Raw genomic sequence first — 23,136 nt, 5'->3', positions numbered from 1 at the left:
CCATGATCGGCTCGTCTTCGCTGGGGTCTCTACACACGCTGTTGCGCCGGCACCGCGGCGTGCTCGTCCTCGTCTTGGCCGCCGGCGGCCTTTCGGGCCTGTTCAGCGCGGCAGTCGTGGCGGTGATCAACCGGCTGCTGCATCCGCACGACGGCCAGCTGGTCCTGCTGACGGCCGGTTTCGCCGGCCTGGTGACCGGGAAGGTGGCGGCCAACCTGCTCTCTCAACTATGGCTGGTCCGTTTTGCGCAGGATGCGGTGATGGACGTCACCATGTCGTTGTGCAGACGGATCGTCGGCTCGTCCCTGCGTGCCCTCGAGCGGGCCGGCGCCGACGAGGTCTTCACGACGTTGACGGACGACGTCGGTTCGGTGGTCTGGGCGGCGCAATGCGTTCCCAATCTGGCGATGAACGGCGCCATGGTGGCCGGGTGCGGTGTCTATCTTCTGTGGTTGTCACCCGGCGCCTTTCTGGGCGTCGCGGGCATCACGGCGGCGGGCGCGGCGGGCTATTACTGGCTCCACCGGAAGTCCTTCTCGGCGATCCGCGCCTCCAGAGACGCCAAGAGCCGAACGTTCCAGCAGTTCCGGGGGTTGACGTCCGGCGTCAAGGAATTGTTGATGAATGCGGAGCGCGCGCGCCGCTTTGTCGAGCGCGACGTGCGGGATGCCATGGCGACGTTGCGGCGCTGCAACCTGACCGCCTTTCAGCATCACTTGGCGGGGGAGAGTTGGACGCAATCGCTGTACTATCTTCTGATCGGCATCATCCTGGTGGTGTTTCCCTCCTTCCTGGCGTTGCCTCCCGAGTCGCTGACGGGATTTGTGTTTGCGATGCTCTATCTCATGAATCCGGTGTGGAGCATCATCGGATCGTTCCCCGCCGTGTCACGGGGCCGGATCGCGCTGGCGCGGATTGAAGCCCTCGGGATGTCGCTGGAGGCGAATGAGGCCGATTCCAAAGGCATGGCGTCCTCGCAACCGGCTGCCGCGCCGTATCCCATGATCGCGATGGAGGGCGTGACCTTCGCGTACGAGCCGACCGGAGACCAACAGGGATTCACGCTGGGACCGCTGGACTTTGTGATTCGCCCCGGCGAGCTGGTGTTCATCGTCGGCGGCAACGGCTCCGGCAAATCGACGTTCGTGAAGCTCTTGACCGGACTGTACCGGCCCGACCGCGGAACGGTCCGCATAGGGGGAGTTCCGGTGACGGATGAGAATCGCGCGTGGTATCGGCAGCATTTTTCCGCGGTGTTTTCCGACTATCATCTCTTCGAAGGCCTGCATATTGCGGACAGCCACATGGCCGACGAGGTCGTGCAGCAGTATCTGAATTGGCTGGAACTGGAGGGCAAAGTCACCGTGGCCGACGGCCGGTTCTCGACCGTCAATCTATCTCAGGGCCAGCGGCGCCGGCTGGCCCTGTTGACGGCGTACCTGGAAGACCGGCCGGTGTACGTGTTCGATGAATGGGCGGCGGACCAGGACCCACATTATAAGGGCGTATTTTACAACCGGCTGCTCCCGGATCTGAGCGCCCGGGGCAAGGCCATTGTGGTGATCACGCACGACGATCGGTACTATCATGTGGGCGATCGCGTGGTGAAGCTCGAGGATGGACGGATCGTGAAGACCTGGAGCCCGCGCATCGTCCATGCACACCTCGGCGGTTCGGAAAGTGGTTGATCGATGGGCCATCCGTCATCCAGCGCTGGAAGCCTGGAATTTGTCCGCCTCACCCTTGCGGATGTGGAGGACCGTTCTCCGCGGTTCCGGCTCTCCGAGGGCGTGATTCAGGTGCACGCCTTCATGCTCGACACGACGCCCGATGTGCGGCAACGTTGCGGGCAATGGCTGTCACAAGCCGAGCACGAGCGCGCTCAGCGGTTTCGCTTCGAAGAAGACCGCGGGCGTTATATGGTCGCGCACGGCTACCTCCGCCATCTGCTCGGCGCCTATTGCGGCAAGGCGCCGGCATCCCTGGAATTTCGGGAGCGAACCGGCGGGAAACCGATCCTCGTCGGCGAAGGGCAGGGCGCCCAGTCAATCGGGTTCAGTCTCACGCACAGCCACGGACGGGCTCTCGTGGCCGCCGCAGTCGGGTTCGATGTAGGTGTTGATCTGGAGCGGATGCGGCACAACGTGGACTATGCCGCGTTGGCCCGGCGGTTTTTTTCGCCCGCCGAGTGCCGGATCATCATGGCGGCGGAGCCGGACGGGCAGCGACGCGAATTTTTTCGGCACTGGGTCGGAAAAGAATCGATCCTCAAAGCGCGCGGGACCGGGCTGCGTGTTCCGCTCCACGAATGCGAGCTGCGATTCACGGATGGACAGACGGCTCTGGTTCAATCCGGATGCATGCCGGCGGGCGCGGCGGATGTCTTCACCGCGCGGTTTCTCCCTCTTGCGGGCGATTGGGTCGGGGCGGTCGCCGCGGAAGGGACGGAATGGCGGTGGGCGTCTTCTTCGCCGACATGAGCGGGGACCGCGTCAGGGCTGCGGCTCGACGCGCAGACTCCGGAAAAACTCCTGCAACAGCCGCCGACTGTCCTGTTCCAGCACTCCTCCGATGACCGCGACGCGATGATTGAGCTGCCGTTCGGCGGGAATGTCGAAGATCGACCCGCAGGCGCCGGCCTTGGGATCGTACGCGCCGAAGACCAGGCGGTGAATGCGGGACAGCACGATCGCCCCCGCGCACATGGCGCAGGGTTCCAGCGTGACATAGAGGGTCGTCTCGGTGAGCCGCCAGCTGCCCAGTCGTTCGGCCGCCTGCCGGATGACGAGCAGCTCCGCATGCGCCGTCGGATCCTGGCGGATCTCGCGGACGTTATGCGCTGAGGCGAGGACTTTGTCCTGGTGCACCAGCACGGCGGCAATCGGGATCTCCCCGAGCGCGGGAGCCCGGGCCGCTTCTTCGAGCGCCCGCTGCATGTAACGCCGATCCTGTTCCGCTTGTTCGTCCATGGCGGGTCGTATGCTATCACAAGGAGGAGCAGAGACGACGCTGGCTAGGAATGGCTGACGAGATACAGAGGGCCGGTGGGCTGAGGCCGTCCACCCGGCGGTTCGAGGCTCACGGCGAATTTCTTGGCGCTGAGGAAGGTGGGCAGCTGCTTCACGAGCAGGTGCGCCGTTTCGCCGCTGTCCATGTGGAACATGCCGACGCTGACGGGCTTGTCCTGAATGGCCCACAGTTGATAGGTCGTGCCGTTGGGACATTCCGGGAGATTCACCGAATACAGCCACACTTTGTGGGTGCGGTCGTCATAGAGCAGGACGCCGGAGGCGCCTTTGGCCATGTCGGTGCCGGTGAGCGAGACGGCTTTCACGTCGGGCATGCGGAGCAACGCCGCGAGCTCGTCATGCGGCGTGCGCGGCCGGCCGCCGCGTTGGGTGAGTTGAACCCTGGTGTCCTCCAGCTCCGCTTCCCGCTGGATCAACTGATCCCTCAACTCGTTCGCTTCCAACATGCGTTGCTGCAATTCATCCCGCAATTGCAGCAGTGATTTGTCCCGCTCGGCCAATTGCTGCTGCAGCGCGGCCAGTTTGGAGCCGGCGGCGGCCGCCTGGGCTTCGAGTTGCGCCAGTTTGGCCGTGTCGTCGGCCAGGCGGGTGTAGGAGGTCCATGCGAGATAGCCGCCGACGGCCACGGCGGCGAGCGCCGCGAATCCGAGCGCCCAGCCGAGCGACCGGGTTCGGGCCGACGTCTCGGGCGGAAAGAGATGGTTCATCCACTCCCCCGGCTCCAAACTCGGCGCTTTGGGAGCCGGCTCCGCGGCGACCGAGGCCGGGGTCCGAGCCGCCATGATCTTCGCCTTCAGCGCGCGGGGAGGCGCGGTGCTCTTGAGCCCGAAGGGCAGGACGGCCGCGACGGACTGGTATTCTTTCAGGGCCTGATGGCAAGAGGCGCAGCCCGACAGCAGATGGGCTTCGAGCGCCTGCCGTTCGACGCGTTCCAGCGCACCGACGGCGTACAAGGGAACGGCGTCTTCCAATTCTTCGTGCGTCATGCGCGGTCACCCTGGTCCCAACTGTCGCGCAGCGTTTCGCGCAGCTTCGACATCCCGAGCTTGATGCGGGTTTTCACCGTCCCCAACGGCTGGTTCAGGCGGGCGGCGATTTCCATGTGCGTCAGGCCTTCATAATAGGCCAATTCGATGGCCTCCTGCTGCGCCGGAGGCAGGCTGCTCAGCGCCTGGCCGACGAGCCGCCGCATTTCCTGATCGGCCTGCGCTTCGAACGGTCCGGGGTGGCGATCCGCCACCTGGACGGCCGAAGGACCATCGAGCGATTCGTTGGCCTGCGCGCGGGCGCCGCGAGCGCGCAGCCGGTCGATCGCGCGGCTCCGTGTCAGCGTGATGAGCCAGGCGACCGGCGTGCCGCGGCCTACATCGTAGCGGGCGACTTTTCTCCAGACTTCGAGATACACCTCTTGCAGCAGCTCCGCAGCCTCCTCCCGATGGCCCAAGATGCGGAGGGCCAGGGTGTACAGGAGCGTGCTGGATTGATCGTACAGTTGGCTGAAGGCCTGCTGATCACCTTTGACCACGCGAGCCAGCAGTTTCGGATCGATCGCCGAGGCGGCTGGTTGAGACGGACTGTCCATGCAGACCAGGTGAAGTCTCGAATAGGTCACAAACCAGCCACAACTATAGCACTCTACGGAGGAGACCTCCAAAGAGATGTCTCTTTGGACACAGCGAGGTGGCACAAGGGGTGGGCCGGTCAGCGACGGGAGGTTCCGCTTACGGCCCGTACCGTGTCGATCATACGAAGACGCAGGATGCGGGCCATCATCATGGCGGTCAGTGCAAGTAGACTCGAGATCCGAAGGCAATACAGGAGGGGCAATGGCGCATGGGTAGTGGGATACTGCAAGCGCATAAAGTGTTTTGACGGGAGCGCCATGCCCCAGACGAAGCGCAGCCTTGCCGTCAGTCCTTTGATATGGAAGAACTGCGTGAGGGGCTCTCTGCCATCCAGGTCAGTCTCAGTCAGCAGGCGGTCGCCACGGGTCAGGAGAGACGTTTCCGCCTGCGAACCGCCTGTCAGATCGGGTAGCGGCGTTCCTAAGAGCCGATGCAGGGCCGACAGCACGCCGCCGAGCAGCCGGGTTTGCCCACTCGACGAGGCGGTCTCCCGGCAGCGAGCCCAGTCGTCGCCGGAAAGCTTGAACCGGATCAAGCGATCCAATTCGTACCACCAGAGCAGCCGCGCACTCAGCCCCTTGTGCGCGAGATGCAAGCAGAGATGTAAGCACAGGTCCGAATCCGCGAGCCGGAGAGTCGGCGCGCCCAGAAGCATCAGCGGTTCGGCGCGCCGCCACGCCGCGTCCATATCGAACCATCCGGCGGCAGGGGGATACCCCAGAGTCCAATGAGGCTCTACGATGATCCAGCCGTGCTCCTCTTTGACGTATTCCAACGTGTATGAGAAGGAGGCAGCGAAGCCCGGGCGTCGGTCCATGGCACGGTAGCCAAGCCGTTTCAGCGCCAGCGCCACTGCCTCCAGGTCTTGCCGTTTGACCAAGAGGTCGATGTCTCCCATGGGCCGGGCGGCGGGAAGGCCGGGAATCTGTTGCGGCAGCGCCAGGCCGCGCAGAGGAAGCGCGGCAATATCGTGCGTCGCGAAGACCTTAAGGATCGCGCGCAGTTCTTCGGCAAATCGTATACAGCGGACCGTCGTCGCGCTCACACTATCCCGCAACCTGGCGCCCACGGTGGAGGGCATGTCCGTCCGGCCCTGCCGTTGCGGGAGGCGAGCCAGGAGATACGCGGACAGCCCCTCCTTTTCAGCGGCGGAAACCAGGCGGTCCCACTCCTCCGCCGAAGACGGTAGGGAAGGGATGGTGCAGGTGGAACAGTCACGCAGAAGCTGCACCAGGGTAGGGTGGTAGGAAGGGATCAGCATCGAAGATTCGTCCGAACGGCTGAGACGACGGAGGGAAGCCGGGAAAGCGTCCGGGGGTAGCGCAATCTGCGGACAGGCAGTGACCTGGCCAATGAAGAGGCGAACCGAAATTGCCCCGTCAGTCTTACTGTGTCGGTCACCATGGCGTTGAAGGTGTTTCGCAGGACTGCCAGGAACGCGTCGGCGCGACCGAGCGGCTCTATGGTCACGTCTTCGCCTCCTAGGGAAAGCGGCGGTTCGATGACATAGAGTACGGAAACCGGCACCGGGTCTATGCAATGCTGCTCGGACGTGAGCCGGAGAACGATCTTCGATGTGTCCGGATGCATCGGGGGGGCGGCCGGCGGGAGACCCAAGAGTGCCTGCGCTGTGTGGGGAAAAAGTTTCACGCGCGCAGGCCCGGGACAGGCGTAAAACGAGGAGCGCGGAGACGGCACTCCGTCCGGTGTGAAGAATACCAGAAGATCGTCCGTGACCAGGCGGGCGCCGGCCTGGAGAAATCCGGCGGCCAACGTCGATTTTCCCACTCCCGAATCGCCGAGAAAGGCAATGCCATGCCCGTCGACAAAGATAGTCGTGGCATGCAGCGATTCCACCCCTTGTTTGAGGAGGGCGAACGACATGGCGTGGGTAAAAAGATAGTTTTCGAAGGACTCTTGAGCGTCTCTGCGCATCAGATTGTACTCGATGACTCGGCCGTCCGGTGACACGAGGAAATCGCAGAGACGGTCCCAATGAAGATACGCGCGCCCGTCTCCGAGCGCGCCATATCGAAACCATGAAGATGTGACGTCCCATGCGCCCATCCGCCGAGCCACCTGTTCGAACAGGCTCGGAGGGGCGGCGATCAACCGAACGGACGGGCCGGTGGAGTCTTGATTCGGGGACACGGTGCCGTCCAGCAATACCGCACCGTAGAGAGAGGGCGTGTCAACGGACAGGATGCCGGACAATTCACGCCTGGAGGAAGCGGCAGGAGCAGCCATCGCAGCTGTTAGAGCCTGGTGCGGGGCAACCCGCCTCCGTCGTTCCGGTTGCCGCCCTTCGCATTGAGCATCATTTGCGTCAACGTGCGGAGATCTCCATGAATGCGTAACGCCGGAGGCTCATAGGGTCGCTTCTCTTCGCTGAGAGGCTGTTCCGGATAGGATTGATCGGGCATAGCGGTTCTCCTAACATCTATGACGAGGGGACCATCTCGCCGAGTGAGACAGACGTCGTTTCTTTGGCTGATGATGTGTCAGGGCAAAAAACGTCCAGCCACAGTTCAACCGCCGCCAACCGCTGGATACGCCAAGCGGCCAGACAGTTGTCGCTCGTCCGGTCCGGCCCGCCGGACAGGCAGGAACGCAGAGCCTCGGGCGCGAGAAGACCCAGTTCCGGCGATCGAGCCCGCTGCGTCAGCCATGTCCGCGCCTGTGGCAGGTCACGGCTCGCTCCCGCATTGACAATGTGGGAATAATTCCCTTTGGACCGGCGTTGAGCGATGCAGGGCGGCAAGGAGGATCGGAGCGCAGTCCTGAGCAATCCTTTCGGGGTGCCACCGGTATTGAGAATGTCGCCGGGGATGCCGAGGACAAAGGCGAGGAAGTCACGGTCCAGAAATGGAAACGAGACGTCCAGTCCGTAGGCCGCCCCTATCTTGTTGTTCCATTCGAGACATCGCACCGTCGACGCGGAGCGCAGTTCTTGGTAAAGGCTTCGCGCGTGGAGGCTTTCGAACTCACCGGAACGACATCGCCGGCCGTCGTTGCGCCCATCGAGCAGCAGCCGTCTCTGCAGTGATCGGGGGAGATCCTGCCACCCCGGGGTGGGAACCACATGCCGAAGCAGGGAGACGAGACAGTCCGGGACGTGAGCACGCAGGACATCGGCGAAAAAGGCGTGCAGATGCCGGCTCGGTGGAACATCCACTGACCATTGTACGCGCTGCAAGAGATGGCCTAGCAGGGTCGTCCAACGGAACCTGCGGAACAGGTCGATGAGGTACGCCGGTGAGCCGACCACCTGGTCTCCCCAGTGACCGGTGAGCAGGGTGCCGGTACCGCGCGCGGCCGCGGCCGCGTGGACTGAATGCGTCGCGTTCCAGAGCGGGTCAAGCAGGGGCATTTCTACCAGCCGAACGACTTCACGGGCGGCGTGCAGCGAGCCGGGAGGCGGCGCGGGCAAATGAGCAATGGCTGGGCCGCATGCCTCAAGCGCCTTGAGGAAGGCCTGCTCATCGGCTGGAGAGCCGTCCGCGGGGCTGTAGGTGAGGCCGATGACAGGCGCGAAGGAGCCCGGCCGGCCCTGATGCAGACCATGCGCCACGGCAAGGATCGACGACGAATCGAGCCCGCCGCTGACCGCCACGGCCACCGGTCTGGTAGAGGCGAGACGCCGCGCCACCGCCTGCTCAAAATAAAACCGGAAACCTTCCGCATAGTCTCCCAGCGATGAGCAATGAACACGGTGGGCCGGGTCGAAATCCCAAAAGACGCGGAGGGCAAAACTGTCTGGTGTCTCGATGGCCGCCTGTCCCGGCGGAACCGACTTGATGTCGGCGAAGCAGGTCTCTCCGTCAGCCGCTGCCCCGGTTCCGATCATGGCGCGCGCCAGAGATTCACGATCCGGTCGCGCGGCGTCGGGAGCCCCGGCCAACAGGGCCTTGATTTCCGTCGCAAAGAGGAGGGCGCCCTTCACAGCCAGGTAATAGAGCGGGCGGATCCCAAGAGGATCGCGGGCCAATAGCAGCGTACGGGCTCGACGGTCGAACAGGACCAGGGCAAAATCCCCGACCAGACGCGCGGGAAACTCCGTCCCGAACGCCCTGTACGCCGCCGCGACGCAGGCCGCATCCGAGCTCTCCGGAGGCAGGGCTCCCTCATCGGCGAGGAGCGCGCGCAATTCCTCTCGGTTATCCAGCCGGCCGTCAAAGGCGATGGTCACATGAGGGGCTGAGGGATAGGCCTGGAGAAAGTCTGATGTGGGCGAAGGGCTGAGGGCACGATAGGCGATGCCGACGGCGCCGTCCCGCCAGACCCAGGAGTCGGCGAGACCGCGATGAGCCAGGGTGTCGGCCATCCGTCCTAATGACCGCGCGTCGACCGCGGCGCCGTCACGTCGATAGATGCCTGCCAGGCCGCTCATGGATGCCGTCTCACGTTTCGATGGTCGATTGGAGTGCGACATAGCCGGCGTGATGCGGATCGCCGATCACCACGGCTCCCGCACATTCGACCCAGGAATGCGCGCACATCGCTCCGTCCGCTTGTCGGGCCACGCCGATGCGCAGCCGACTGTTGATGCCCCGCTTGCGCAGCAGCCATGACAGCGCCAGGGCCTCCTTGAGGCAGCTGGAAGGCAGCACGTGATGCGCGGCGGCGAGCCGCACCAGCTCCGACAGGCGGCGTACCCGGCAAAGACAGCTGTGAGAGTGCCTGCTCGTGCCGGCGTGAGCCGGTGGAATCGGAGGCGCGCCGTGCGGAAGCCGCAGGCGGATTTCGGCCCAGCCCAGCAGCAACCAGGCTTCGATCAAGGCAATACGCTCGTGGTGCGGTAAGGCCAGTAGCTTACGGATCCGGTTCATCACAGAGTTCGACGAGCCCCTTGTGATGCATCGTTCCAATGAGATCCAAAAGATCTTGCGAGCAGCGCTCTGCGGTCACCTCAAATTCATTCGAGAGCACGGCTGCCATGTGCCGCACCGAGCATCGTTCCTGAGCGAGGAGCGTCCAAGCGCGGGTGCCGACGGTATTGAGTCCGTAATAGATGCCCGTCTTCAGGTCCAGCATGACCTGCTCACCGTCGAGGATTTCGGCCAGGACATGGGGCGCCGGTCGAACGGGAGAATCAAGCGTCAGGATGGGAGCCATAGCGAGTGGAGACCCCTCACTGCCGTTGCGGGTCGCGACTCTACCCCCTCCATGCGGCGCTGTCAAGAAACAGGGCGCCCCGGGTTGTCGGCGAGGACGTCCGGCTGATTCGCCGCGAAGGACAGCCAGACCACGCCCTGTCGCCAGTCAAGCTTATGAAGACGTGCGCCGATTGCGGCGAGCTCCGAGCGGAGTTCGTCCGGGTCCTGGAACAAATGGAAGAAATGCCCGGAGGTATATTCGTCGCCCAGCTCGCATTGCACGTTCGTCCCCGGTAACCCGCGCAGCATCATGATCAATGCCCGGGACACTCGTCGAAGGAACGTCCGCGCATACCGGTCCGGTATGAAGCTGAGGGCGATCATTCCCCCGGGGGAGACGACGCGGCGCACTTCTTGTAGCCATGCGTGGCGGGAGGCGCGCCCGGCGATGGCGCTGTACATGGCGTCGGTCAACAGTGCGACGTCGAAGCTCGCCGCCGCGTACGGCAACTTGAAGAAGTCCGCCTGGTGAAAAACTGCGCTGGCGCGCACCTGGTCGGCGCAACGTTGCGCGGCCACCAGCGCCTTCCGGTTGAGATCCACCCCGATCACCGTCATTCCGGCTTGAGCGATAGGCAAGGCCTCGCGACCCCACCCGCAGCCTAACACCAGCCACCGGCTTTGAGGTGACCCGTATTGCTCCACGAACGCCCGCTCCCATGGTTCCAGCCTGCAGTCCTCCGCGGCGATGCCATCTATCGACACGCGGCCGGCATACCACCGCTCATAGTAGGCCCGGTGCTGGGCGTTGAGCTGGCCGGGCGAGAGAAACAATGGCACGAAGTGCCCGGCGAAATGGCCGCCGCGGTGCGCCGCCGTGCTGATCCATTGAAGGCCTTGCGCGATGTGGCGGCACAGATGACCGATCCAAGACATGGGAGTCTCATTACGTGTCGAGATAAGGCGTCAGGATGTCGGCCGCCTCTGCCGCGCCGGTCGCCGGAGGCGGCGGCGTTGCGGGTGCGGGCAGCTCCGACGCCTTCCGCAAGGCGGCGTCCCAATCGGCCGCGAAGAAATCCTTCCGCGACAATTCAACTCCGCGGCCATGCCGATGGAGGTAGTCCACCAAGGGCTGCTCGTCGGCGAAATTGTAGCGGCGCACATAGATGAGCGGGACCTGCAGGGCCACCGCCTCCACGAGCGTGGCATAGCCGGGCTTCGTCATGATGAGATCCACCGACGCCATGAGAGTCTTGAACGAAAACGGCAACGACTGGGTGGATACTACGTTTCGGCTGCCGGTCGGAATCGCGCCGTCGAACAGAAAACGATAACCGGTGAGCCGTTCGACCGCCTCAAACGGCAGCGAGGTCAACGGGATGCCGCCGAATCCGACCAGGACCGTCCGTTCACCGGGTGCCAAGTGGAGAACGTTGGCCAGTTCATCGCGGGCCGGAGCCGCCGGTTCGGTGATCGGTCCGATATCGACGATCCGCCGGAACTGGTCCATACGGGGCGCCGGTGTGATACGCAGGGCGAGGTCGGTCTGTGCATACGCCGCCCGGATGCCGGCCAAGAGAGGCTCGCGGGAGATGTCGGACGGAGGCGCCAAGCCGGAGAGAATAAGATCCCACGTGAAACTGACTAGCGCGACGGAGGGACGTCCCGCGACCCGCGCCGCTTCCAATGGGAGATAGGGGGTGTCGGCCAGGATCACGTCCGGACGTATCGCCTGCATGACGGCGGCTTCCGCCTTGATCCGCTCCTGCCAGTGCTCGTGCAGCCGGAGGTGCTCCCGCCACGTGGCCTCCACGTCGATGGTCAGCGGCCCGTCCTGGATGCAGCCGATGTCCTGTTGGACCGGACTCAACTCCCAAGGCACGAGGAGGCGGTCTTTGAAGAAGGAGGCGGAGACGGTCGTGCGCAGCAGCGCGCGCACGTTCGGGATGAGCCGCCCGAGGGCGTTGAGCACCGGCACGACCTGCGCCGCGTGTCCGTACCCGTGCGCGGAAATCGCAGCCCAGATCAGCGGCATGAGCTCGAAAAGAAACAGGACAATGGAAAAGGTAAAAAGCGGACAAGGTCAGCTGTTCGAATGGTCGGACTCCATCGGCGCGATGTTGTAGAGCAGCTCCAGATCGAACTCCTCCACCAATTCATTGAACGCCCGCGCGCCCAGGTCGGAGCGCACTTCGTTCAGCACGAGATCGATGGCCGGGGCGGCATGCTGGCCGTATTGTGTCACGGCCGTCTCGATGCGTTGTCGCGCCTCGTGTAGATTCATGGCACACCTCTCCTCGGGTTCGCTCTCAGCCCAGCGTGCGGAGCAACTGCTGCATCTCCGGCACGAGATCCCGTCCGCCGTTGGAGCGGCCGGAGAGGGCCGCGTCGATGCCGGCGGCCAAGACGGGCTTCGCCTCGCCCGGCTTTCCGAGCCCGATCAGCGCGCGCCCGAGCGCCAGATGCGACGCCACATGGGTGGGATCCAATTGAACGGCGACGGTCAGGTGCTCCACGGCTTCCGCCATGTTGCCGCCTTCTTGGAGAATCTTGTTCCCCAAGCCGTAGCGGCCGAGAAATCCCTTGGGATTCTTCGCGACCATGTGACGAAATGCTTCGATGTCCATCGAACGGCGTCCCTGCGATGGAGGGACTATAGCACTATGGGAAGCGCCTGGACCAGAGAGGGGCGCGCAATGCGAGGCTATGGGGAGGGGACGCTGGACACCGGCAGGACGCCGGGAGCGGGAGCCGGTTTCCGTGCCTTCACGGTGACGGTGCGGATCGCCCCGTCCGGGAGGGGCGTGCCGCTGGCGACGTAGAAGCCGGTATCACGGACCAACTGGTCCATCAGATCGGTCAAGCAGGCCTCGGTCACTTGTCCTCTGAGCTCGTCGAGCACGATCGGCGTCGCGCCGAACAGGTTGTAGTGGGCGGTCCCTGTCGAGCGCGCCTCGTAGCGTTTCACCGCGCCGTCCCACCGTTCGAGCTCGAGGGTCGTCCGGGCGGCGTAGTCGTAGTCCAATTCGATGGCGGGCGAGAGGAGAAACATCGAGGCGCCGATGATGAATCCCTTCCACGCCGCTTCGCCGGCGCGAGGGTCGACCGTTTCTTCGATCGCGATGCGGGCGGCGACGGCTTTGTCGCCGCCGGGGCGGGCCGCGCCGAAGGGGACCAGCGAAGAAAAGAGCCGCGTTTCCTGGACCCGATTCAGAATGCGGCGTTCGAGCTCGACCGAAGGATTTTGTGCGGCTCCATTTTGGACGACGTGAAACGCCTCCATGACGAGCGGGACACGGTCGTCATCCGCAATCGATCGGGCTGTGAGTTCCTGAGGCGCGCCGGCCGGCGGCATGAGCTCGATCCAACGGGCGCAGCCGGTCAGGAGGACCGATGCGGCGGCGCTCGCGAGTGCGGCGTGAAGCAGACGGTGCGTCATCGTGGAACCTTTCGTCAAAAATAAAAGGAAAACCCGCCGAACGGCAGGCTCGCATTGAGCCCGAGGTTCGGATAGCGGGTGCCCGCGTTCGAAATGTGGTGAAAGCGATACCCGACGTTCAGCGCAGTCTGCGACGTGATGAAATACGACAGGCCGACTCCGGCGGTCAGGACAAAGTTGAATTGCGACGATTCTTCCGGAATGCGGCCGCCGAGATCGGTCCAGAACGGCCCCCCGGCGAATTCGACGTAGGGGCGCACCCGGTCCAGCGCGGCGAACATGTACTTGATCTTCGGGGTAAAGCCGACGCCGTGCGTCAAGACGGGCTCGCGGAACTGGAGATAGACCATTTCCGCGCCGATGAGGACCTGCCCGCGGTACCAGCCGTCGCCGACTGGATCGGTGAGGGTCATCATCCACGACGGCATGAAGGCCGGACCCTGCTGCTTCGTGGTGTGGTCCGTGGTGAGGCGATGGGGCAGCAGATAGCCGGCCGTAAGCCCGACCTCCTGTGTGCCGACCGTGATGGCCGGCGACACATCGGAGGACCAGGCGGAGGCACCGCTCATGACCGATCCCAGAACCGCTAGCGCACACAACCGGACAAGCAATGGCATGTGATATCCACGTCATGATCCTGTCGGCTCGTCGCCGGTGAAACTTGACGTAACAGGAGTGACCTCACCAAGGTAGCAGGAAGAAAACGACTGTCCAGAAAATCCCGGATGTTCGGCGGAGCGAAATCAGGGGGACGCAGAAGATGAGAGAGCGCTAGGCGGAGGCCGTCAATTTGGCGAGGCGCGCGGAATCCGTCTGCAAGTCGGGCAGCTTGTATCGCAGATCGAGGGCCACCACGCGCTCCAGGCAGCGGCGGGCGGAGACGGCGTCGGCGCGCGTCTCGTACAGGCCGGCGAGCAGCCGGAGCACCGCGGCTTCGGCCGGCTCGTTGCCGAGCTTGATGTAGTGTTCCGAGGCGTTGTTGAGGCAGCGTTCGGCTCTGACGAGATCGCCGTGGTCGAGATAGCACTTGCCGAGCTGGCTGTACGTGACCGCCAGTCCTTCTTCGTTCCCGACCGCTCGGTGATAGTCCAACGCTTGCTTGAACGACCCGACCGCCTGTTCCCACCGTCCCTCGCGTGCGTCCTGCAGCGCCAGGTTGTTGTAGAGAATGCCGAGGCCGCGGTCATCCTTCAGCTCGCGCAGAAGGTCCAACGCTTCGAGATAATAGGGACGCGCTTTCTCGGGGCGGTCCGCGCCGATGTGCAGATTGCCGAGATTGACCAGCGTATGGGCGACGGCGTGCGGGTCGTGTTCCGTCCGCTGGAGGGCGAGCACCTCTCGGTAGCACCGCTCCGCGGCCTCGAAGTCCTGCATCAGCGCGCAGGTGTTGCCGAGGTTGCCGAGCGAGGCGGACAGTTCACGGGGATTGTCGGCCGCGCGGTCGCCGGCGACGGCCGCTTCCCAGGCGGCGCGCGCTTGGATGAGATCGCCGCGATGGAGAAAAATGCGCGCGCGATGTTTGTGGTCGTCGGACATGTTTGTGTGAAGCGTATCTCGTGAAGCGTGAAGCGATGAGGCGGGACCCCGAGATACGCGTGGCGCTAGTCGCCGCCCTTCGGCGTGTCTTTCCGATATTCCACCTGAATCTCGTCTTCCTCGTCCAAGCCGAGCCCGGCGCGAAATGAACCAAGCAGCTCCGCGACGCACAAGAGATGCCGCTCGTCTTTCCCGGCGGCCTGGGCCAGATACGCTTCCGCCAGCCGCCGGCCGGTTTCAAAATGCCGCGGGATCGTTTCTTCGGTCACCTGCTGCCAGGTGATGTAGATGCAGAAGGCGTGAAACGAGTGCGCATTCGGATGGCGACCGGCGAGCGCGAGCAAGTTTTCATAGGCGTCTCGCGCCGCGGAGCCGGCATTGGACGAGAACGTCTCTTCCAACTCGACGGCGGTCTCCCAATCGGAGCCGAGCTCCGTTTCCGCTTCCTCGAACGCCGCCTGCGCGGCAAGGGCGGGGTCGAACTGCATCCTCTCCTCGTCTCCTATTCAGACGGCAGCATACGAGGGAACCGAAACTCAGGTCAATTCGTTCCGCCTGTGTTCGTGACTGACCGCCGTCCGTTTACTTTCCTTCCTGCGGCTCTGTAGACTGCCGGGCAGCACCGATGAACACCGAGAAACCGGTCTTTGCTCAATTAGCTGAATCCCTCTCGAACGATCCGGTCGATCAGGTTATCCGGTATCACATCCGGACGAAACATCATTTCAACCGTTACGCGCGGTCGCTCGGGTTTCTCGATTGGGCCAATCAACCGGATCCGTTCCGGCGGTTTGCGGGCGCCGAGCTGACGGCGCTTCCGTTGCTGACGCCCGGCGAGGAGCCGGTCGCGCCCTCGTATGACGCGATCTATGAGCGTGGCGCGGTGCCCGGTCGGCCGGTGACCGTGCGGACGCTGTCCCGCTTTTTTGAATACGCCTTGGCGCTGTCGGCTTGGAAGAAGGCAGGGGAGTCGGAATGGGCGCTGCGGAGCAATCCCTCGTCCGGTAATCTGCACCCGACGGAAGGCTATGTCCTCCTGCCGCACATCGGCGGACTCGATATGAAGCCGGGCCTCTACCACTATGCGCCGAAAGAACATGGCTTGGAGTTGCGGGCCGAGTTTCCGATCGAACGGACGGCTCGATTGCTTGCGCTGTTTCCGCCCCACGCGTTTCTGTTCGGCCTCACGTCGGTTCACTGGCGGGAAGCGTGGAAGTACGGAGAACGGGCCTTCAGATATTGCAATCACGACGTGGGGCATGCCATCGGCACCGCCCGCATTGCGGCGGCCACGCTCGGTTGGAACATGGCGTTGCTGGACGGCGTGGAGCAAAATACTGTCGCCGTACTTTTAGGCACAAATCGCGCCGGCGACTTTCAGGACGTGGAACCGGAGCATCCGGACTGTCTGGCAGTGGTTTGGCCGCATGAGGACGTGAAACGTGACGCGTTAGGCGTGAAGCGGCAAGAATCGGGAATAATCCCTTTGTATCTCGATGCGTCGCTGGTCAAAGAATTGGCCGGCGGACCTTGGCATGGCAAGGCAAATCGCTTGAGTCGTGACCATGCCGTACATTGGGAGGTGATCGATGAGGCGGCCGAGGCGAGTTGGAAGGTGCCATCCGAGCAGCGGACCATTTCGAGGCCGACAGATTCTCCGGACATCTCCGATGCGCGGCACTCGGCACACGTCACTCATCACTCTCTCTCGGCCGGCCAGATCATTCGCCAGCGCCGGAGCGCCGTGGCGTTCGACGGCAAGACTTCAATCACAGCCGCGGTCTTCTTCCGCATGCTGAAGCGGGTGATGCCGCAAGCCGATCGGTCGCAATTAGACCGCCCGATGCCCTGGGACAGCTGGCCGTACGATCCGGCGGTTCATTTGATGTTGTTCGTGCATCGTGTCGAGGGGCTGACGCCGGGGTTGTATGTCTTGATCCGCGATCCCCGAAAACTGTCGTTCGTGCAGCAGGCGATGAATCCGGAGCTCGTATGGACCACTCCGCCCGGATGCCCCGACGGCCTCCCGCTCTATTGGCTGCTGGAAGGCGATGCGCGCAAACTTGCGGCCCAGGTCAGTTGCCATCAGGATATTGCCGGCGACAGCGCCTTTTCGTTCGGCATGCTGGCCGAATTCGAAGGCCGCTTGCGGCAAGAGGGGGCCTGGTGGTATCCACGTCTCTTCTGGGAGTCGGGCTTGCTGGGGCAGGTGTTGTATCTGGAGGCGGAAGCGGCCGGCGTCAGGGCGACCGGGATCGGCTGTTTCTTCGATGACCCGGTGCACGAAATCGTCGCTATCCAGGGGTTGAGCCTGCAATCGCTCTATCACTTCACGATCGGCGGTCCGGTGGAAGATCGCCGCTTGCAGACGTTGCCACCGTACCATCACCTGCAGAACCAGAATCACGGGTAGACGAGATACGAGGGACGACCTGACACATGTTCAAGATCAAGAAAAAAGCCGAGAAGCAGAAGCCGGCCGTCCTCTATAACATCATCGAGGACTATTCGGAATTCGACGCGCCGGGGAACGTGACGGCGTGCGCCATGACGCTTCCCGAAGACCTTCCCGCCCACGCCAAGGTGTTGTCCGAGAGCTACGACGTGCCGTTGGAGACCATGACGAAGCTGTTGGCGGAAGGCGGAGTCTATGTGTATCCGCACGTCGGCGGCCTGCTCACGAGAGGGTTGTTCGCCTGTTCCGCCGATCCGGCCGGCGGACAACCGAAACAGACGTTTGTGTTGGACCTCGTGCAGTTCGCCGAAGCCGAACAATGGGCCAGAGCGCGGGCATTGCCGCTGCTCGACGCGGCCGTTCAGGTCTTTCATCGCACGTTGCCCGAGGAATTACAGACGAAACTCCGGCAAAAGAATCTCGGCATCGACTACCGGACGCTGGATCGGGCCGTCGCCAAGGGCGGCGACATCAAGTACATCGATTTCCGTAAAGACTGGTCGCCGCACTTCAAGCGCCTCTGCATCATGCCGGACGGCCGATTGGTCGAGACCGGTGGATTGGAAGAATTCGCGCAGCTCCACGGCATCACGGTGGCTCAGGCCAAGACGTTGGTGGAGCAGGGCGGGATACTGGAAGTCGACGGCGAAGTGCTGGCCTGCCAGATCGTCAACGGACAGCCGGCGGTGGCCCGCTTCAGCGCGAAACACTACACGAAGGCCAAAGAACTGATGGCGAGCAAAGGATTGCACGTGATGGACGCGTTGAGCGAAGTCGGCTATAACGATCCCGCGATGATGCGCGGGCTCATGCGCAAAGAGCTCACGGGCGGACGATGATCGGTCAACGGGAGGCCGGTGTTTACGTTGTTCTCCACATGAAGCCCCTCCGATGGCTTTCTGCCGCCATCTGCGCGCTGGTCTTGCCGGCCTGCGCCCCTCCGAAGCCGATTCTCTATCCCAACACGCATTACCAGCAGGTGGGGGAAGCCGGAGCGGAACAGGATATCGCGCAATGTTCCGATATGGCGAAAGAGGCCGGTGCGAAGCCTGGTCAAGGCAAGGCCGGTCAAATGGCCGGCGGTACGGTCGCCGGCGGGGCCATCGGATCGGCGGCGGGCGCAGTCGGCGGAGCGGTCGTCGGTCATGCGGGCCGCGGCGCGATGATCGGCGCGGCCGGCGGGGCCGCCGGCGGTTTGCTCCGCGGCCTCTTCCGCCGATCCCCACCGAGCGAAGCCTACAAGCAGTTTGTCAGTCGCTGTCTGCGAGAACGAGGGTATGACCCTGTTGGATGGGAATAGGCTGGTGCCGGCTCGCGACGAGCGATCCGAGCGCCGCCCCGAGCACGTTGCAGGTGACGTCGGTCATGGACGGAAAGCGGTTGTGGCAGAACACTTGAAAGCCTTCGAGGAGAAGCGAGAGCCCGAAGGCGACCATAATCGCCGGCTTCAGCGAGGCGAACGCGCGATCCTCATGCCGGTAGTGGAACAGATACCCGAAGACGGCGAACCAGCCGAAATTTCCGAGTATGTCGATGAGGAGGCGCGGAGCGAAGGCGAAGTCCTGGAAGGGAATCCAGTTGATCTTGTCCCAATGTGAATGCCCGACAAAGTCGCTCCAGGGAAAGGTCGGAGTGATGACCAGGAAGAAGACCCACATCCACAGCAGCAACGGCCTGGGCCTCAGCGGAGCGGGGGTAAAGAGTATGCGGATGATCTCTCCCATGGCGGGCCCGATTATGCCTCCGCGCCGGCGTTGTTGTCCATAACCCGAAAGCGCTAGAGCAGCGGACGCGTGATCCGTGGGACGTAACCTCCGGATCAAAGACGTGAATCGGCTGGAGGGGCGACGCTGAGCTTAGGCCTTGGTGCGCTGCATGAGCACCAGCGGGCCCTGCTCAAGGTCCTGGAGCAAATGCTGGAGGCGATTCAATTCGGTACGGCTGATGGTTTGAAATTCCACTCCGACGGTGCCGTGCCGAGCCCAACGTACGACGGCCTGGTCGATCTGAAGCGGCCAACGTGAATCCGGTAGACGGATATTGAGGGCCAACCGAGTGTCGGGCGCGAGCGTCACGTTCGATTCGAGTCGGCATCCTCCCACCGACAAATTGGCGATCATGCCTCGTCCCGCCACCTGCTCTCCTGAAAAACTGCTGCCGAAGTCCACGGGGAAGCGGGGGTCTTTCCTGGTGTCGCGCATGGTCCTGTCTCGGCTGAACAATGAGGGAGCTTGAGATAGCCGGTGGCACGCTGTTCAAAAAGTCCGTCAGCAAGGCCGCAGACGCGGCACGACCGCAGGCGTACCCTCTGGGGTACGTTGAGGATTCATGCGAGTCGAGAACGCAGCTGGCGGGCTTTTTGAACAGCGTGCTTAGGAGGCGAGTTCTTCGTTGACCGCTTCCAGCAGCTTATTGAGGTCGAACGGCTTTTCGAAGGTACGGCGGGCGCCGAAGAGTTTCGCCACGTCGAGGAAATTGCGATCTCCCTGCGCACCGGTGATGGCGATGATTTTCGCGTCGAGATATTCGCGGGTCAGCTGAAGCGTGGCCTCCAACCCGTCGGTATCCGGCATCAGCAGATCCATAATCACGAGATCGACCGGCTGCCGCTGATAGACGGCAAGCCCTTCCCGGCCGTCCCCCGCTTCGAGGACACGATGCCCCGCCTTTTCCAGCACTTCCTTGAGCAGGCCTCTGATCGATTGTTCGTCGTCGATGACGAGGATGGTTGCCATATCCACCTGTGACGAATGTTCACGATCTTACCTGGCCGGTGTCTACCTGTCTAGGAAGAAATTATTACGAGAGGACAATCCCTGAGTCGCCAAATGCCTGCGCGGCCCGACAGGGGCCGAAAGATTTCAGATTGACCGAGCCGCGGCGGTTTGCGAGAAAAAATCATCGAACTGTTGCAGCCCTCTTCGTGGAGTACTTGTCGTGATCGCCCCTCCTGTCGGCCAAGGGATCTGGACGCGGAGAACGGTTCTGCGGACCGCGCTCGCGGGTCTTGCGTGGCTCGGCGGCCGATGGCTCTGTCCCTTGATCGGCTGGGCGCAGTCTCTGCCGGAAGGCCGGCTCTCCTTCATGAATGTCTGGACCAATGAGCGCTTGGGCGTCGTCTATCGCGACGAACAGGGACGGTACGATCTCGGCGCCCTGGACGATGTGAACCATATCCTGCGCTGCCACTACACGGGCGAGGTGGCGGCCATCGACGTGCGAGTGCTGGAGCATATCAACTTGGTACAGAAGCGGGTGGGCGGCGATCGGGAGATCCATATCATTTCTGGCTTCCGGTCCCCACAATACAATGCCATGCTCGTGCGAACAGGACGGCGGGCCGCCAGAAACAGCCTGCACATGCAGGGCCAGGCGGTCGATCTACAAATGCCCGGCGTCCATCCCAAGGTCATACGGCAAGCGGCGCTCGAACTCGGCTTCGGCGGAGTCGGCTACTACCCCCGCTCGAAATTCGTGCATTTGGATAGCGGTCCCTTCCGCAGTTGGTAAGCGCCCGCCCGTGCTCCTCGCCCGTGTTGTTCCCCGTAGTCGCCTGTGAACCAGTCGTGGTAGGCTGCTGGATGCCATCAACTGAACGAACCGACCCGGGAGGATGAGATGACTCGCTTAGGTGGAATGATCGGCATGAGCGCGCTGGCCTTCGGGCTGCTGGTGCAGGGAGCATGGGCGGGTGAGTCGGCCAAGGGCGGCAAGCCACGGGTGTCCGACGGGAAGCAAGTCTCGTTGGAGTACACCCTCACGCTGGATAAGAAAACGGTTTTGGAGTCGAACGTGGGCAAGGAGCCGATGACCTACACGCAGGGCGCGCACGAGATCGTGCCGGGGCTGGAAAAGGCGATGGAGGGACTGGCGATCGGCGACAAGAAACATGTCGAGGTGAAACCGGCCGACGGGTACGGCGAAGTGGATCCGAAAGCCTTTCAGGAAGTGAAGAAGAGCCAGATCCCCGAACAGGCCTGGAAGGTGGGCACGCAGCTCGAAGCCAAGAGCCCCGACGGCCAATCCATGTTCCCGCGCGTGGCGGAGGTCAAGCCCGACACGATCGTACTCGATTTCAACCATCCCTTAGCCGGCAAGACGCTGTTCTTCGACATCAAAGTGCTCGATGTGAGGCCAGCCGCGAAAAAACCCTCCTAAACAAGGCCGCGATTCCACTGCTGCACGATGGCGGCGTCGCTTGTGCCCCACGCCGCCTCGTCGAGGTTGAAGAGATCGTGGTCTCTCGATCGCCCCCCCGTTTCCCGCCACAACGCGTTCTTTCGTTGCATTGCGCACCGGCTCGACCGGATAATGCCGTTGTGACCCCGCCCATGCCACAGCATCCTCCGACGCCCTGATGTCGTCCTTCACCCTCGCCCTCCTTATCTTCGGTCTGGCGTACCTCGTCATCATGACGGAGCGCATCCACAAGACCATTGTGGCCTTGTTCGGCGCGGCCTTGATGATCGGGCTGGGCATCGTGTCGCAGGACGAGGCCTTCTATTCCCACGAATACGGCGTGGACTACAACGTGGTGTTTCTCCTCATCGGCATGATGGTGATCATCAACATCATCCGGGAGACGGGCCTGTTCGAGGTGCTGGCGATCTGGGCGGCGCGGCGGGCCGACGCGAAGCCGTTTCGCCTGCTCGTCCTGCTCGCGCTGCTCACGGCGGCGCTGTCGGCCATGCTGGACAATGTGACGACCGTGCTGCTCATGGCGCCCGTGACCCTGTCGATCACCAAACGGCTGGAGCTGAACCCCGTGTCGTTCCTGATCGTCCAGGCGGTGGCGTCCAATATCGGCGGTACGGCGACGTTGGTCGGTGATCCGCCGAACATCATGATCGCGAGCAAAGCGGAGCTCGGCTATCTGGATTTTCTGGTGGTCCTCGGCCCCGTCGTCGTCGTCATGATGGCCGTATTTATCGGCATGCTCTGGCTGCTCTTCGGGCGGCACATGCGGGTGGCTCCCCATTTGCGGGACGCGGTGATGGCGCTGGACCCACGGGATGCCGTCCGCGACCGGGCCTTTCTCCGACGCTGCCTGTGGATGCTGGCCCTCGTCAACATGGGTTTCTGCCTGCATTCCGTGATTCATCAGGAGCCGGCCACGATCGCCTTGCTCGGCGCGAGTCTCTTTATGTTGATGGGCCACGGGCGCGGCGCCAAGCACAACGGGGAAGAGCTGTCCTATTTGGCCGAAGTGGAATGGAAGACCATTTTCTTCTTCATCGGCTTGTTCATTCTGGTCGGCGGGCTGGTGAAGGTCGGCGCCATCAGTATGGTGGCCGATCAGTTGGTGACGGCGACGCGGGGCAATCAAACCGGAGCGGTGCTCGCCGTCCTATGGGGCTCGGCCGTGCTATCTTCGGCCGTCGACAATATCCCGTACGTGGCCGCGATGAATCCGTTGATCGTCGATCTGGCGCGGTCGCTCCACCCAGAGATCACCGATTATGCCACGCTGGTGCACCAGCCGGACATCATGCCGCTATGGTGGGCCTTGGCCCTGGGAGCCTGTTTAGGGGGCAACGGGACGCTCATCGGCGCGAGCGCCAACGTGGTGATCGTGGATTTGGCGCGGAAGGCCGGCTATCCCATTACGTTCTGGCAATTCTTCCGGTTCGGCTTTCCGGTCATGCTGGGGACGGTATTCTTGAGCTCGCTCTATATGTGGCTCTTGTTCCTGCGCTGACCGGCGTCTTCTGAAACTGCCCTGCCCATCACATGAAGTCGAGCTGCGCTTGACCGTAACGCATCAAGCGGTCGTAGGAAAGCGTACAGTCCGGGCAGTAACATTCCGACAGGATGACGTCCTCCGCATGCGTCTGATGGCGCCTGAGGAAGTCGACCAGGCTGCACCAAGCTTGCTCGTTGGCCCCGTCCCAGTGATCGTCTCGGATTTTCCGGCAGACCGCGCAACTGAACACGAAGTGAAGACCGGCCATCACAC

At 63.2% G+C, this 23,136-nt stretch carries 30 protein-coding genes; 8 read left to right on the top strand and 22 right to left on the bottom strand.

The genetic code is table 11. From position 1 onward, the window contains the following. Positions 1 to 2 precede the first annotated feature (2 nt). Positions 3 to 1,688, top strand: coding sequence for a cyclic peptide export ABC transporter (locus NITMOv2_RS11365; RefSeq protein ID WP_053379973.1), 1,686 nt, complete (start codon positions 3 to 5; stop codon positions 1,686 to 1,688). Positions 1,689 to 1,691: 3 nt separating this feature from the next. Then, positions 1,692 to 2,480 (top strand): 4'-phosphopantetheinyl transferase family protein, encoded by a 789-nt coding sequence (locus NITMOv2_RS11360; protein ID WP_053379972.1) that lies wholly within the window; start codon positions 1,692 to 1,694, stop codon positions 2,478 to 2,480. Between the two features lie 12 nt (positions 2,481 to 2,492). On the opposite strand, the gene tadA is transcribed toward NITMOv2_RS11360, so the two are convergent. The 17 genes from tadA to NITMOv2_RS11280 form a co-directional block, all read right to left on the bottom strand. Then, on the bottom strand, positions 2,493 to 2,969 hold the full coding sequence (tadA, locus tag NITMOv2_RS11355) for a tRNA adenosine(34) deaminase TadA (RefSeq protein ID WP_053379971.1): 477 nt from the start codon (positions 2,967 to 2,969) through the stop codon (positions 2,493 to 2,495). 44 nt (positions 2,970 to 3,013) lie between these two features. Then, complete coding sequence (locus tag NITMOv2_RS11350; RefSeq protein WP_053379970.1) at positions 3,014 to 4,015, bottom strand: anti-sigma factor domain-containing protein; 1,002 nt, start codon at positions 4,013 to 4,015, stop codon at positions 3,014 to 3,016. Further along, positions 4,012 to 4,611, bottom strand: coding sequence for a sigma-70 family RNA polymerase sigma factor (locus tag NITMOv2_RS11345; RefSeq protein WP_053379969.1), 600 nt, complete (start codon positions 4,609 to 4,611; stop codon positions 4,012 to 4,014). Before NITMOv2_RS11345 ends, NITMOv2_RS11350 begins: the two co-directional genes overlap by 4 nt. 119 nt (positions 4,612 to 4,730) lie before the next feature. Continuing rightward, positions 4,731 to 5,915, bottom strand: a complete 1,185-nt coding sequence (locus tag NITMOv2_RS23920) for a nucleotidyltransferase family protein (RefSeq protein WP_053379968.1) — start codon at positions 5,913 to 5,915, stop codon at positions 4,731 to 4,733. Then, positions 5,909 to 6,901 carry a hypothetical protein gene (locus tag NITMOv2_RS23915; RefSeq protein WP_187299438.1) on the bottom strand — a complete coding sequence of 331 codons (993 nt, stop codon included), beginning with the start codon at positions 6,899 to 6,901 and terminating at the stop codon, positions 5,909 to 5,911. The genes NITMOv2_RS23920 and NITMOv2_RS23915 overlap by 7 nt, the downstream gene beginning before the upstream one ends. A gap of 8 nt (positions 6,902 to 6,909) precedes the next feature. Then, positions 6,910 to 7,077, bottom strand: a complete 168-nt coding sequence (locus tag NITMOv2_RS23480; protein WP_145976284.1) for a lasso RiPP family leader peptide-containing protein — start codon at positions 7,075 to 7,077, stop codon at positions 6,910 to 6,912. Between the two features lie 17 nt (positions 7,078 to 7,094). After that, complete coding sequence (locus NITMOv2_RS11330) at positions 7,095 to 9,044, bottom strand: asparagine synthetase B family protein (protein WP_053379966.1); 1,950 nt, start codon at positions 9,042 to 9,044, stop codon at positions 7,095 to 7,097. 10 nt (positions 9,045 to 9,054) lie between these two features. Further along, entirely contained in the window at positions 9,055 to 9,483 is a 429-nt protein-coding gene (locus NITMOv2_RS11325; protein WP_083447949.1) for a lasso peptide biosynthesis B2 protein, read from the bottom strand. Next, positions 9,467 to 9,769, bottom strand: coding sequence for a PqqD family peptide modification chaperone (locus NITMOv2_RS11320; RefSeq protein WP_053379964.1), 303 nt, complete (start codon positions 9,767 to 9,769; stop codon positions 9,467 to 9,469). Before NITMOv2_RS11320 ends, NITMOv2_RS11325 begins: the two co-directional genes overlap by 17 nt. A gap of 62 nt (positions 9,770 to 9,831) precedes the next feature. Further along, on the bottom strand, positions 9,832 to 10,686 hold the full coding sequence (locus NITMOv2_RS11315; protein ID WP_053379963.1) for a class I SAM-dependent methyltransferase: 855 nt from the start codon (positions 10,684 to 10,686) through the stop codon (positions 9,832 to 9,834). Between the two features lie 10 nt (positions 10,687 to 10,696). Further along, positions 10,697 to 11,785, bottom strand: coding sequence for a glycosyltransferase family protein (locus NITMOv2_RS11310; RefSeq protein WP_053379962.1), 1,089 nt, complete (start codon positions 11,783 to 11,785; stop codon positions 10,697 to 10,699). A 48-nt stretch (positions 11,786 to 11,833) separates the two neighbouring features. Beyond that, positions 11,834 to 12,034 (bottom strand): hypothetical protein, encoded by a 201-nt coding sequence (locus tag NITMOv2_RS11305; RefSeq protein ID WP_053379961.1) that lies wholly within the window; start codon positions 12,032 to 12,034, stop codon positions 11,834 to 11,836. A gap of 25 nt (positions 12,035 to 12,059) precedes the next feature. Next, positions 12,060 to 12,377 carry a tetratricopeptide repeat protein gene (locus NITMOv2_RS11300; RefSeq protein ID WP_053379960.1) on the bottom strand — a complete coding sequence of 106 codons (318 nt, stop codon included), beginning with the start codon at positions 12,375 to 12,377 and terminating at the stop codon, positions 12,060 to 12,062. Positions 12,378 to 12,454: 77 nt separating this feature from the next. Beyond that, positions 12,455 to 13,189 (bottom strand): hypothetical protein, encoded by a 735-nt coding sequence (locus tag NITMOv2_RS11295; RefSeq protein ID WP_053379959.1) that lies wholly within the window; start codon positions 13,187 to 13,189, stop codon positions 12,455 to 12,457. Positions 13,190 to 13,203: 14 nt separating this feature from the next. Next, a complete protein-coding gene (locus NITMOv2_RS11290) occupies positions 13,204 to 13,758 on the bottom strand; it encodes an acyloxyacyl hydrolase (protein ID WP_053379958.1) in 555 nt (184 codons plus the stop codon). 202 nt (positions 13,759 to 13,960) lie between these two features. Then, entirely contained in the window at positions 13,961 to 14,725 is a 765-nt protein-coding gene (locus tag NITMOv2_RS11285) for a tetratricopeptide repeat protein (protein ID WP_053379957.1), read from the bottom strand. 65 nt (positions 14,726 to 14,790) lie between these two features. Continuing rightward, on the bottom strand, positions 14,791 to 15,213 hold the full coding sequence (locus NITMOv2_RS11280) for a hypothetical protein (protein WP_053379956.1): 423 nt from the start codon (positions 15,211 to 15,213) through the stop codon (positions 14,791 to 14,793). 137 nt (positions 15,214 to 15,350) lie between these two features. Between NITMOv2_RS11280 and NITMOv2_RS11275 the strand changes: the two genes are divergently transcribed. From NITMOv2_RS11275 to NITMOv2_RS11265, 3 genes are read left to right on the top strand one after another with little or no spacing between them, the layout of a single operon-like run. After that, a complete protein-coding gene (locus tag NITMOv2_RS11275; protein WP_083447947.1) occupies positions 15,351 to 17,138 on the top strand; it encodes a SagB/ThcOx family dehydrogenase in 1,788 nt (595 codons plus the stop codon). A 26-nt stretch (positions 17,139 to 17,164) separates the two neighbouring features. Next, positions 17,165 to 18,019, top strand: a complete 855-nt coding sequence (locus NITMOv2_RS11270; protein WP_053379955.1) for a hypothetical protein — start codon at positions 17,165 to 17,167, stop codon at positions 18,017 to 18,019. A 38-nt stretch (positions 18,020 to 18,057) separates the two neighbouring features. After that, positions 18,058 to 18,480: a glycine zipper family protein gene (locus tag NITMOv2_RS11265; RefSeq protein WP_053382068.1), complete on the top strand. Its 423-nt coding sequence runs from the start codon at positions 18,058 to 18,060 to the stop codon at positions 18,478 to 18,480. Here the strand turns inward: NITMOv2_RS11265 and NITMOv2_RS11260 are convergent. From NITMOv2_RS11260 to NITMOv2_RS11250, 3 genes are all read right to left on the bottom strand, one after another. Further along, on the bottom strand, positions 18,431 to 18,904 hold the full coding sequence (locus NITMOv2_RS11260) for a VanZ family protein (protein WP_053379954.1): 474 nt from the start codon (positions 18,902 to 18,904) through the stop codon (positions 18,431 to 18,433). The genes NITMOv2_RS11265 and NITMOv2_RS11260 overlap by 50 nt on opposite strands. A 132-nt stretch (positions 18,905 to 19,036) precedes the next feature. Beyond that, the gene (locus tag NITMOv2_RS11255) at positions 19,037 to 19,381 is read right to left on the bottom strand and encodes a PilZ domain-containing protein (RefSeq protein WP_083447946.1); all 345 of its coding nucleotides are present in this window, start codon (positions 19,379 to 19,381) and stop codon (positions 19,037 to 19,039) included. A gap of 171 nt (positions 19,382 to 19,552) precedes the next feature. Beyond that, positions 19,553 to 19,915, bottom strand: a complete 363-nt coding sequence (locus NITMOv2_RS11250; protein WP_053379952.1) for a response regulator — start codon at positions 19,913 to 19,915, stop codon at positions 19,553 to 19,555. Positions 19,916 to 20,117: 202 nt separating this feature from the next. Between NITMOv2_RS11250 and NITMOv2_RS11245 the strand changes: the two genes are divergently transcribed. Further along, positions 20,118 to 20,690: a YcbK family protein gene (locus NITMOv2_RS11245; protein ID WP_053379951.1), complete on the top strand. Its 573-nt coding sequence runs from the start codon at positions 20,118 to 20,120 to the stop codon at positions 20,688 to 20,690. 108 nt (positions 20,691 to 20,798) lie between these two features. Further along, entirely contained in the window at positions 20,799 to 21,338 is a 540-nt protein-coding gene (locus tag NITMOv2_RS11240; RefSeq protein WP_202967358.1) for an FKBP-type peptidyl-prolyl cis-trans isomerase, read from the top strand. On the opposite strand, the gene NITMOv2_RS24675 is transcribed toward NITMOv2_RS11240, so the two are convergent. After that, positions 21,335 to 21,469, bottom strand: a complete 135-nt coding sequence (locus tag NITMOv2_RS24675; protein ID WP_274519520.1) for a hypothetical protein — start codon at positions 21,467 to 21,469, stop codon at positions 21,335 to 21,337. The genes NITMOv2_RS11240 and NITMOv2_RS24675 overlap by 4 nt on opposite strands. Before the next feature lie 68 nt (positions 21,470 to 21,537). On the opposite strand from NITMOv2_RS24675, the gene NITMOv2_RS11230 reads away from it, so the two are divergent. Continuing rightward, positions 21,538 to 22,878: an ArsB/NhaD family transporter gene (locus NITMOv2_RS11230; RefSeq protein WP_053379949.1), complete on the top strand. Its 1,341-nt coding sequence runs from the start codon at positions 21,538 to 21,540 to the stop codon at positions 22,876 to 22,878. A gap of 28 nt (positions 22,879 to 22,906) precedes the next feature. On the opposite strand, the gene NITMOv2_RS11225 is transcribed toward NITMOv2_RS11230, so the two are convergent. Then, entirely contained in the window at positions 22,907 to 23,131 is a 225-nt protein-coding gene (locus NITMOv2_RS11225; RefSeq protein ID WP_053379948.1) for a hypothetical protein, read from the bottom strand. Between the last annotated feature and the right edge of the window lie 5 nt (positions 23,132 to 23,136).

The organism is Nitrospira moscoviensis (genome assembly GCF_001273775.1).
Classification (GTDB): Bacteria; Nitrospirota; Nitrospiria; order Nitrospirales; family Nitrospiraceae; genus Nitrospira_D; species Nitrospira_D moscoviensis.
Note: the sequence above shows the minus strand (reverse complement) of the source record. Positions and strands in the feature narration are given on the sequence as shown.

What these genes read in the sequence shown, in the direction of transcription:
- NITMOv2_RS11365 (WP_053379973.1), top strand. Translation starts at nt 3, where the DNA reads ATGATCGGCTCGTCTTCGCTGGGGTCTCTACACACGCTGTTGCGCCGG.
- NITMOv2_RS11360 (WP_053379972.1), top strand. Translation starts at nt 1,692, where the DNA reads ATGGGCCATCCGTCATCCAGCGCTGGAAGCCTGGAATTTGTCCGCCTC.
- tadA (WP_053379971.1), bottom strand. Translation starts at nt 2,969, where the DNA reads ATGGACGAACAAGCGGAACAGGATCGGCGTTACATGCAGCGGGCGCTC.
- NITMOv2_RS11350 (WP_053379970.1), bottom strand. Translation starts at nt 4,015, where the DNA reads ATGACGCACGAAGAATTGGAAGACGCCGTTCCCTTGTACGCCGTCGGT.
- NITMOv2_RS11345 (WP_053379969.1), bottom strand. Translation starts at nt 4,611, where the DNA reads ATGGACAGTCCGTCTCAACCAGCCGCCTCGGCGATCGATCCGAAACTG.
- NITMOv2_RS23920 (WP_053379968.1), bottom strand. Translation starts at nt 5,915, where the DNA reads ATGCTGATCCCTTCCTACCACCCTACCCTGGTGCAGCTTCTGCGTGAC.
- NITMOv2_RS23915 (WP_187299438.1), bottom strand. Translation starts at nt 6,901, where the DNA reads ATGGCTGCTCCTGCCGCTTCCTCCAGGCGTGAATTGTCCGGCATCCTG.
- NITMOv2_RS23480 (WP_145976284.1), bottom strand. Translation starts at nt 7,077, where the DNA reads ATGCCCGATCAATCCTATCCGGAACAGCCTCTCAGCGAAGAGAAGCGA.
- NITMOv2_RS11330 (WP_053379966.1), bottom strand. Translation starts at nt 9,044, where the DNA reads ATGAGCGGCCTGGCAGGCATCTATCGACGTGACGGCGCCGCGGTCGAC.
- NITMOv2_RS11325 (WP_083447949.1), bottom strand. Translation starts at nt 9,483, where the DNA reads ATGAACCGGATCCGTAAGCTACTGGCCTTACCGCACCACGAGCGTATT.
- NITMOv2_RS11320 (WP_053379964.1), bottom strand. Translation starts at nt 9,769, where the DNA reads ATGGCTCCCATCCTGACGCTTGATTCTCCCGTTCGACCGGCGCCCCAT.
- NITMOv2_RS11315 (WP_053379963.1), bottom strand. Translation starts at nt 10,686, where the DNA reads ATGTCTTGGATCGGTCATCTGTGCCGCCACATCGCGCAAGGCCTTCAA.
- NITMOv2_RS11310 (WP_053379962.1), bottom strand. Translation starts at nt 11,785, where the DNA reads ATGCCGCTGATCTGGGCTGCGATTTCCGCGCACGGGTACGGACACGCG.
- NITMOv2_RS11305 (WP_053379961.1), bottom strand. Translation starts at nt 12,034, where the DNA reads ATGAATCTACACGAGGCGCGACAACGCATCGAGACGGCCGTGACACAA.
- NITMOv2_RS11300 (WP_053379960.1), bottom strand. Translation starts at nt 12,377, where the DNA reads ATGGACATCGAAGCATTTCGTCACATGGTCGCGAAGAATCCCAAGGGA.
- NITMOv2_RS11295 (WP_053379959.1), bottom strand. Translation starts at nt 13,189, where the DNA reads ATGACGCACCGTCTGCTTCACGCCGCACTCGCGAGCGCCGCCGCATCG.
- NITMOv2_RS11290 (WP_053379958.1), bottom strand. Translation starts at nt 13,758, where the DNA reads ATGAGCGGTGCCTCCGCCTGGTCCTCCGATGTGTCGCCGGCCATCACG.
- NITMOv2_RS11285 (WP_053379957.1), bottom strand. Translation starts at nt 14,725, where the DNA reads ATGTCCGACGACCACAAACATCGCGCGCGCATTTTTCTCCATCGCGGC.
- NITMOv2_RS11280 (WP_053379956.1), bottom strand. Translation starts at nt 15,213, where the DNA reads ATGCAGTTCGACCCCGCCCTTGCCGCGCAGGCGGCGTTCGAGGAAGCG.
- NITMOv2_RS11275 (WP_083447947.1), top strand. Translation starts at nt 15,351, where the DNA reads ATGAACACCGAGAAACCGGTCTTTGCTCAATTAGCTGAATCCCTCTCG.
- NITMOv2_RS11270 (WP_053379955.1), top strand. Translation starts at nt 17,165, where the DNA reads ATGTTCAAGATCAAGAAAAAAGCCGAGAAGCAGAAGCCGGCCGTCCTC.
- NITMOv2_RS11265 (WP_053382068.1), top strand. Translation starts at nt 18,058, where the DNA reads ATGAAGCCCCTCCGATGGCTTTCTGCCGCCATCTGCGCGCTGGTCTTG.
- NITMOv2_RS11260 (WP_053379954.1), bottom strand. Translation starts at nt 18,904, where the DNA reads ATGGGAGAGATCATCCGCATACTCTTTACCCCCGCTCCGCTGAGGCCC.
- NITMOv2_RS11255 (WP_083447946.1), bottom strand. Translation starts at nt 19,381, where the DNA reads ATGCGCGACACCAGGAAAGACCCCCGCTTCCCCGTGGACTTCGGCAGC.
- NITMOv2_RS11250 (WP_053379952.1), bottom strand. Translation starts at nt 19,915, where the DNA reads ATGGCAACCATCCTCGTCATCGACGACGAACAATCGATCAGAGGCCTG.
- NITMOv2_RS11240 (WP_202967358.1), top strand. Translation starts at nt 20,799, where the DNA reads ATGACTCGCTTAGGTGGAATGATCGGCATGAGCGCGCTGGCCTTCGGG.
- NITMOv2_RS24675 (WP_274519520.1), bottom strand. Translation starts at nt 21,469, where the DNA reads ATGCAACGAAAGAACGCGTTGTGGCGGGAAACGGGGGGGCGATCGAGA.
- NITMOv2_RS11230 (WP_053379949.1), top strand. Translation starts at nt 21,538, where the DNA reads ATGTCGTCCTTCACCCTCGCCCTCCTTATCTTCGGTCTGGCGTACCTC.
- NITMOv2_RS11225 (WP_053379948.1), bottom strand. Translation starts at nt 23,131, where the DNA reads ATGGCCGGTCTTCACTTCGTGTTCAGTTGCGCGGTCTGCCGGAAAATC.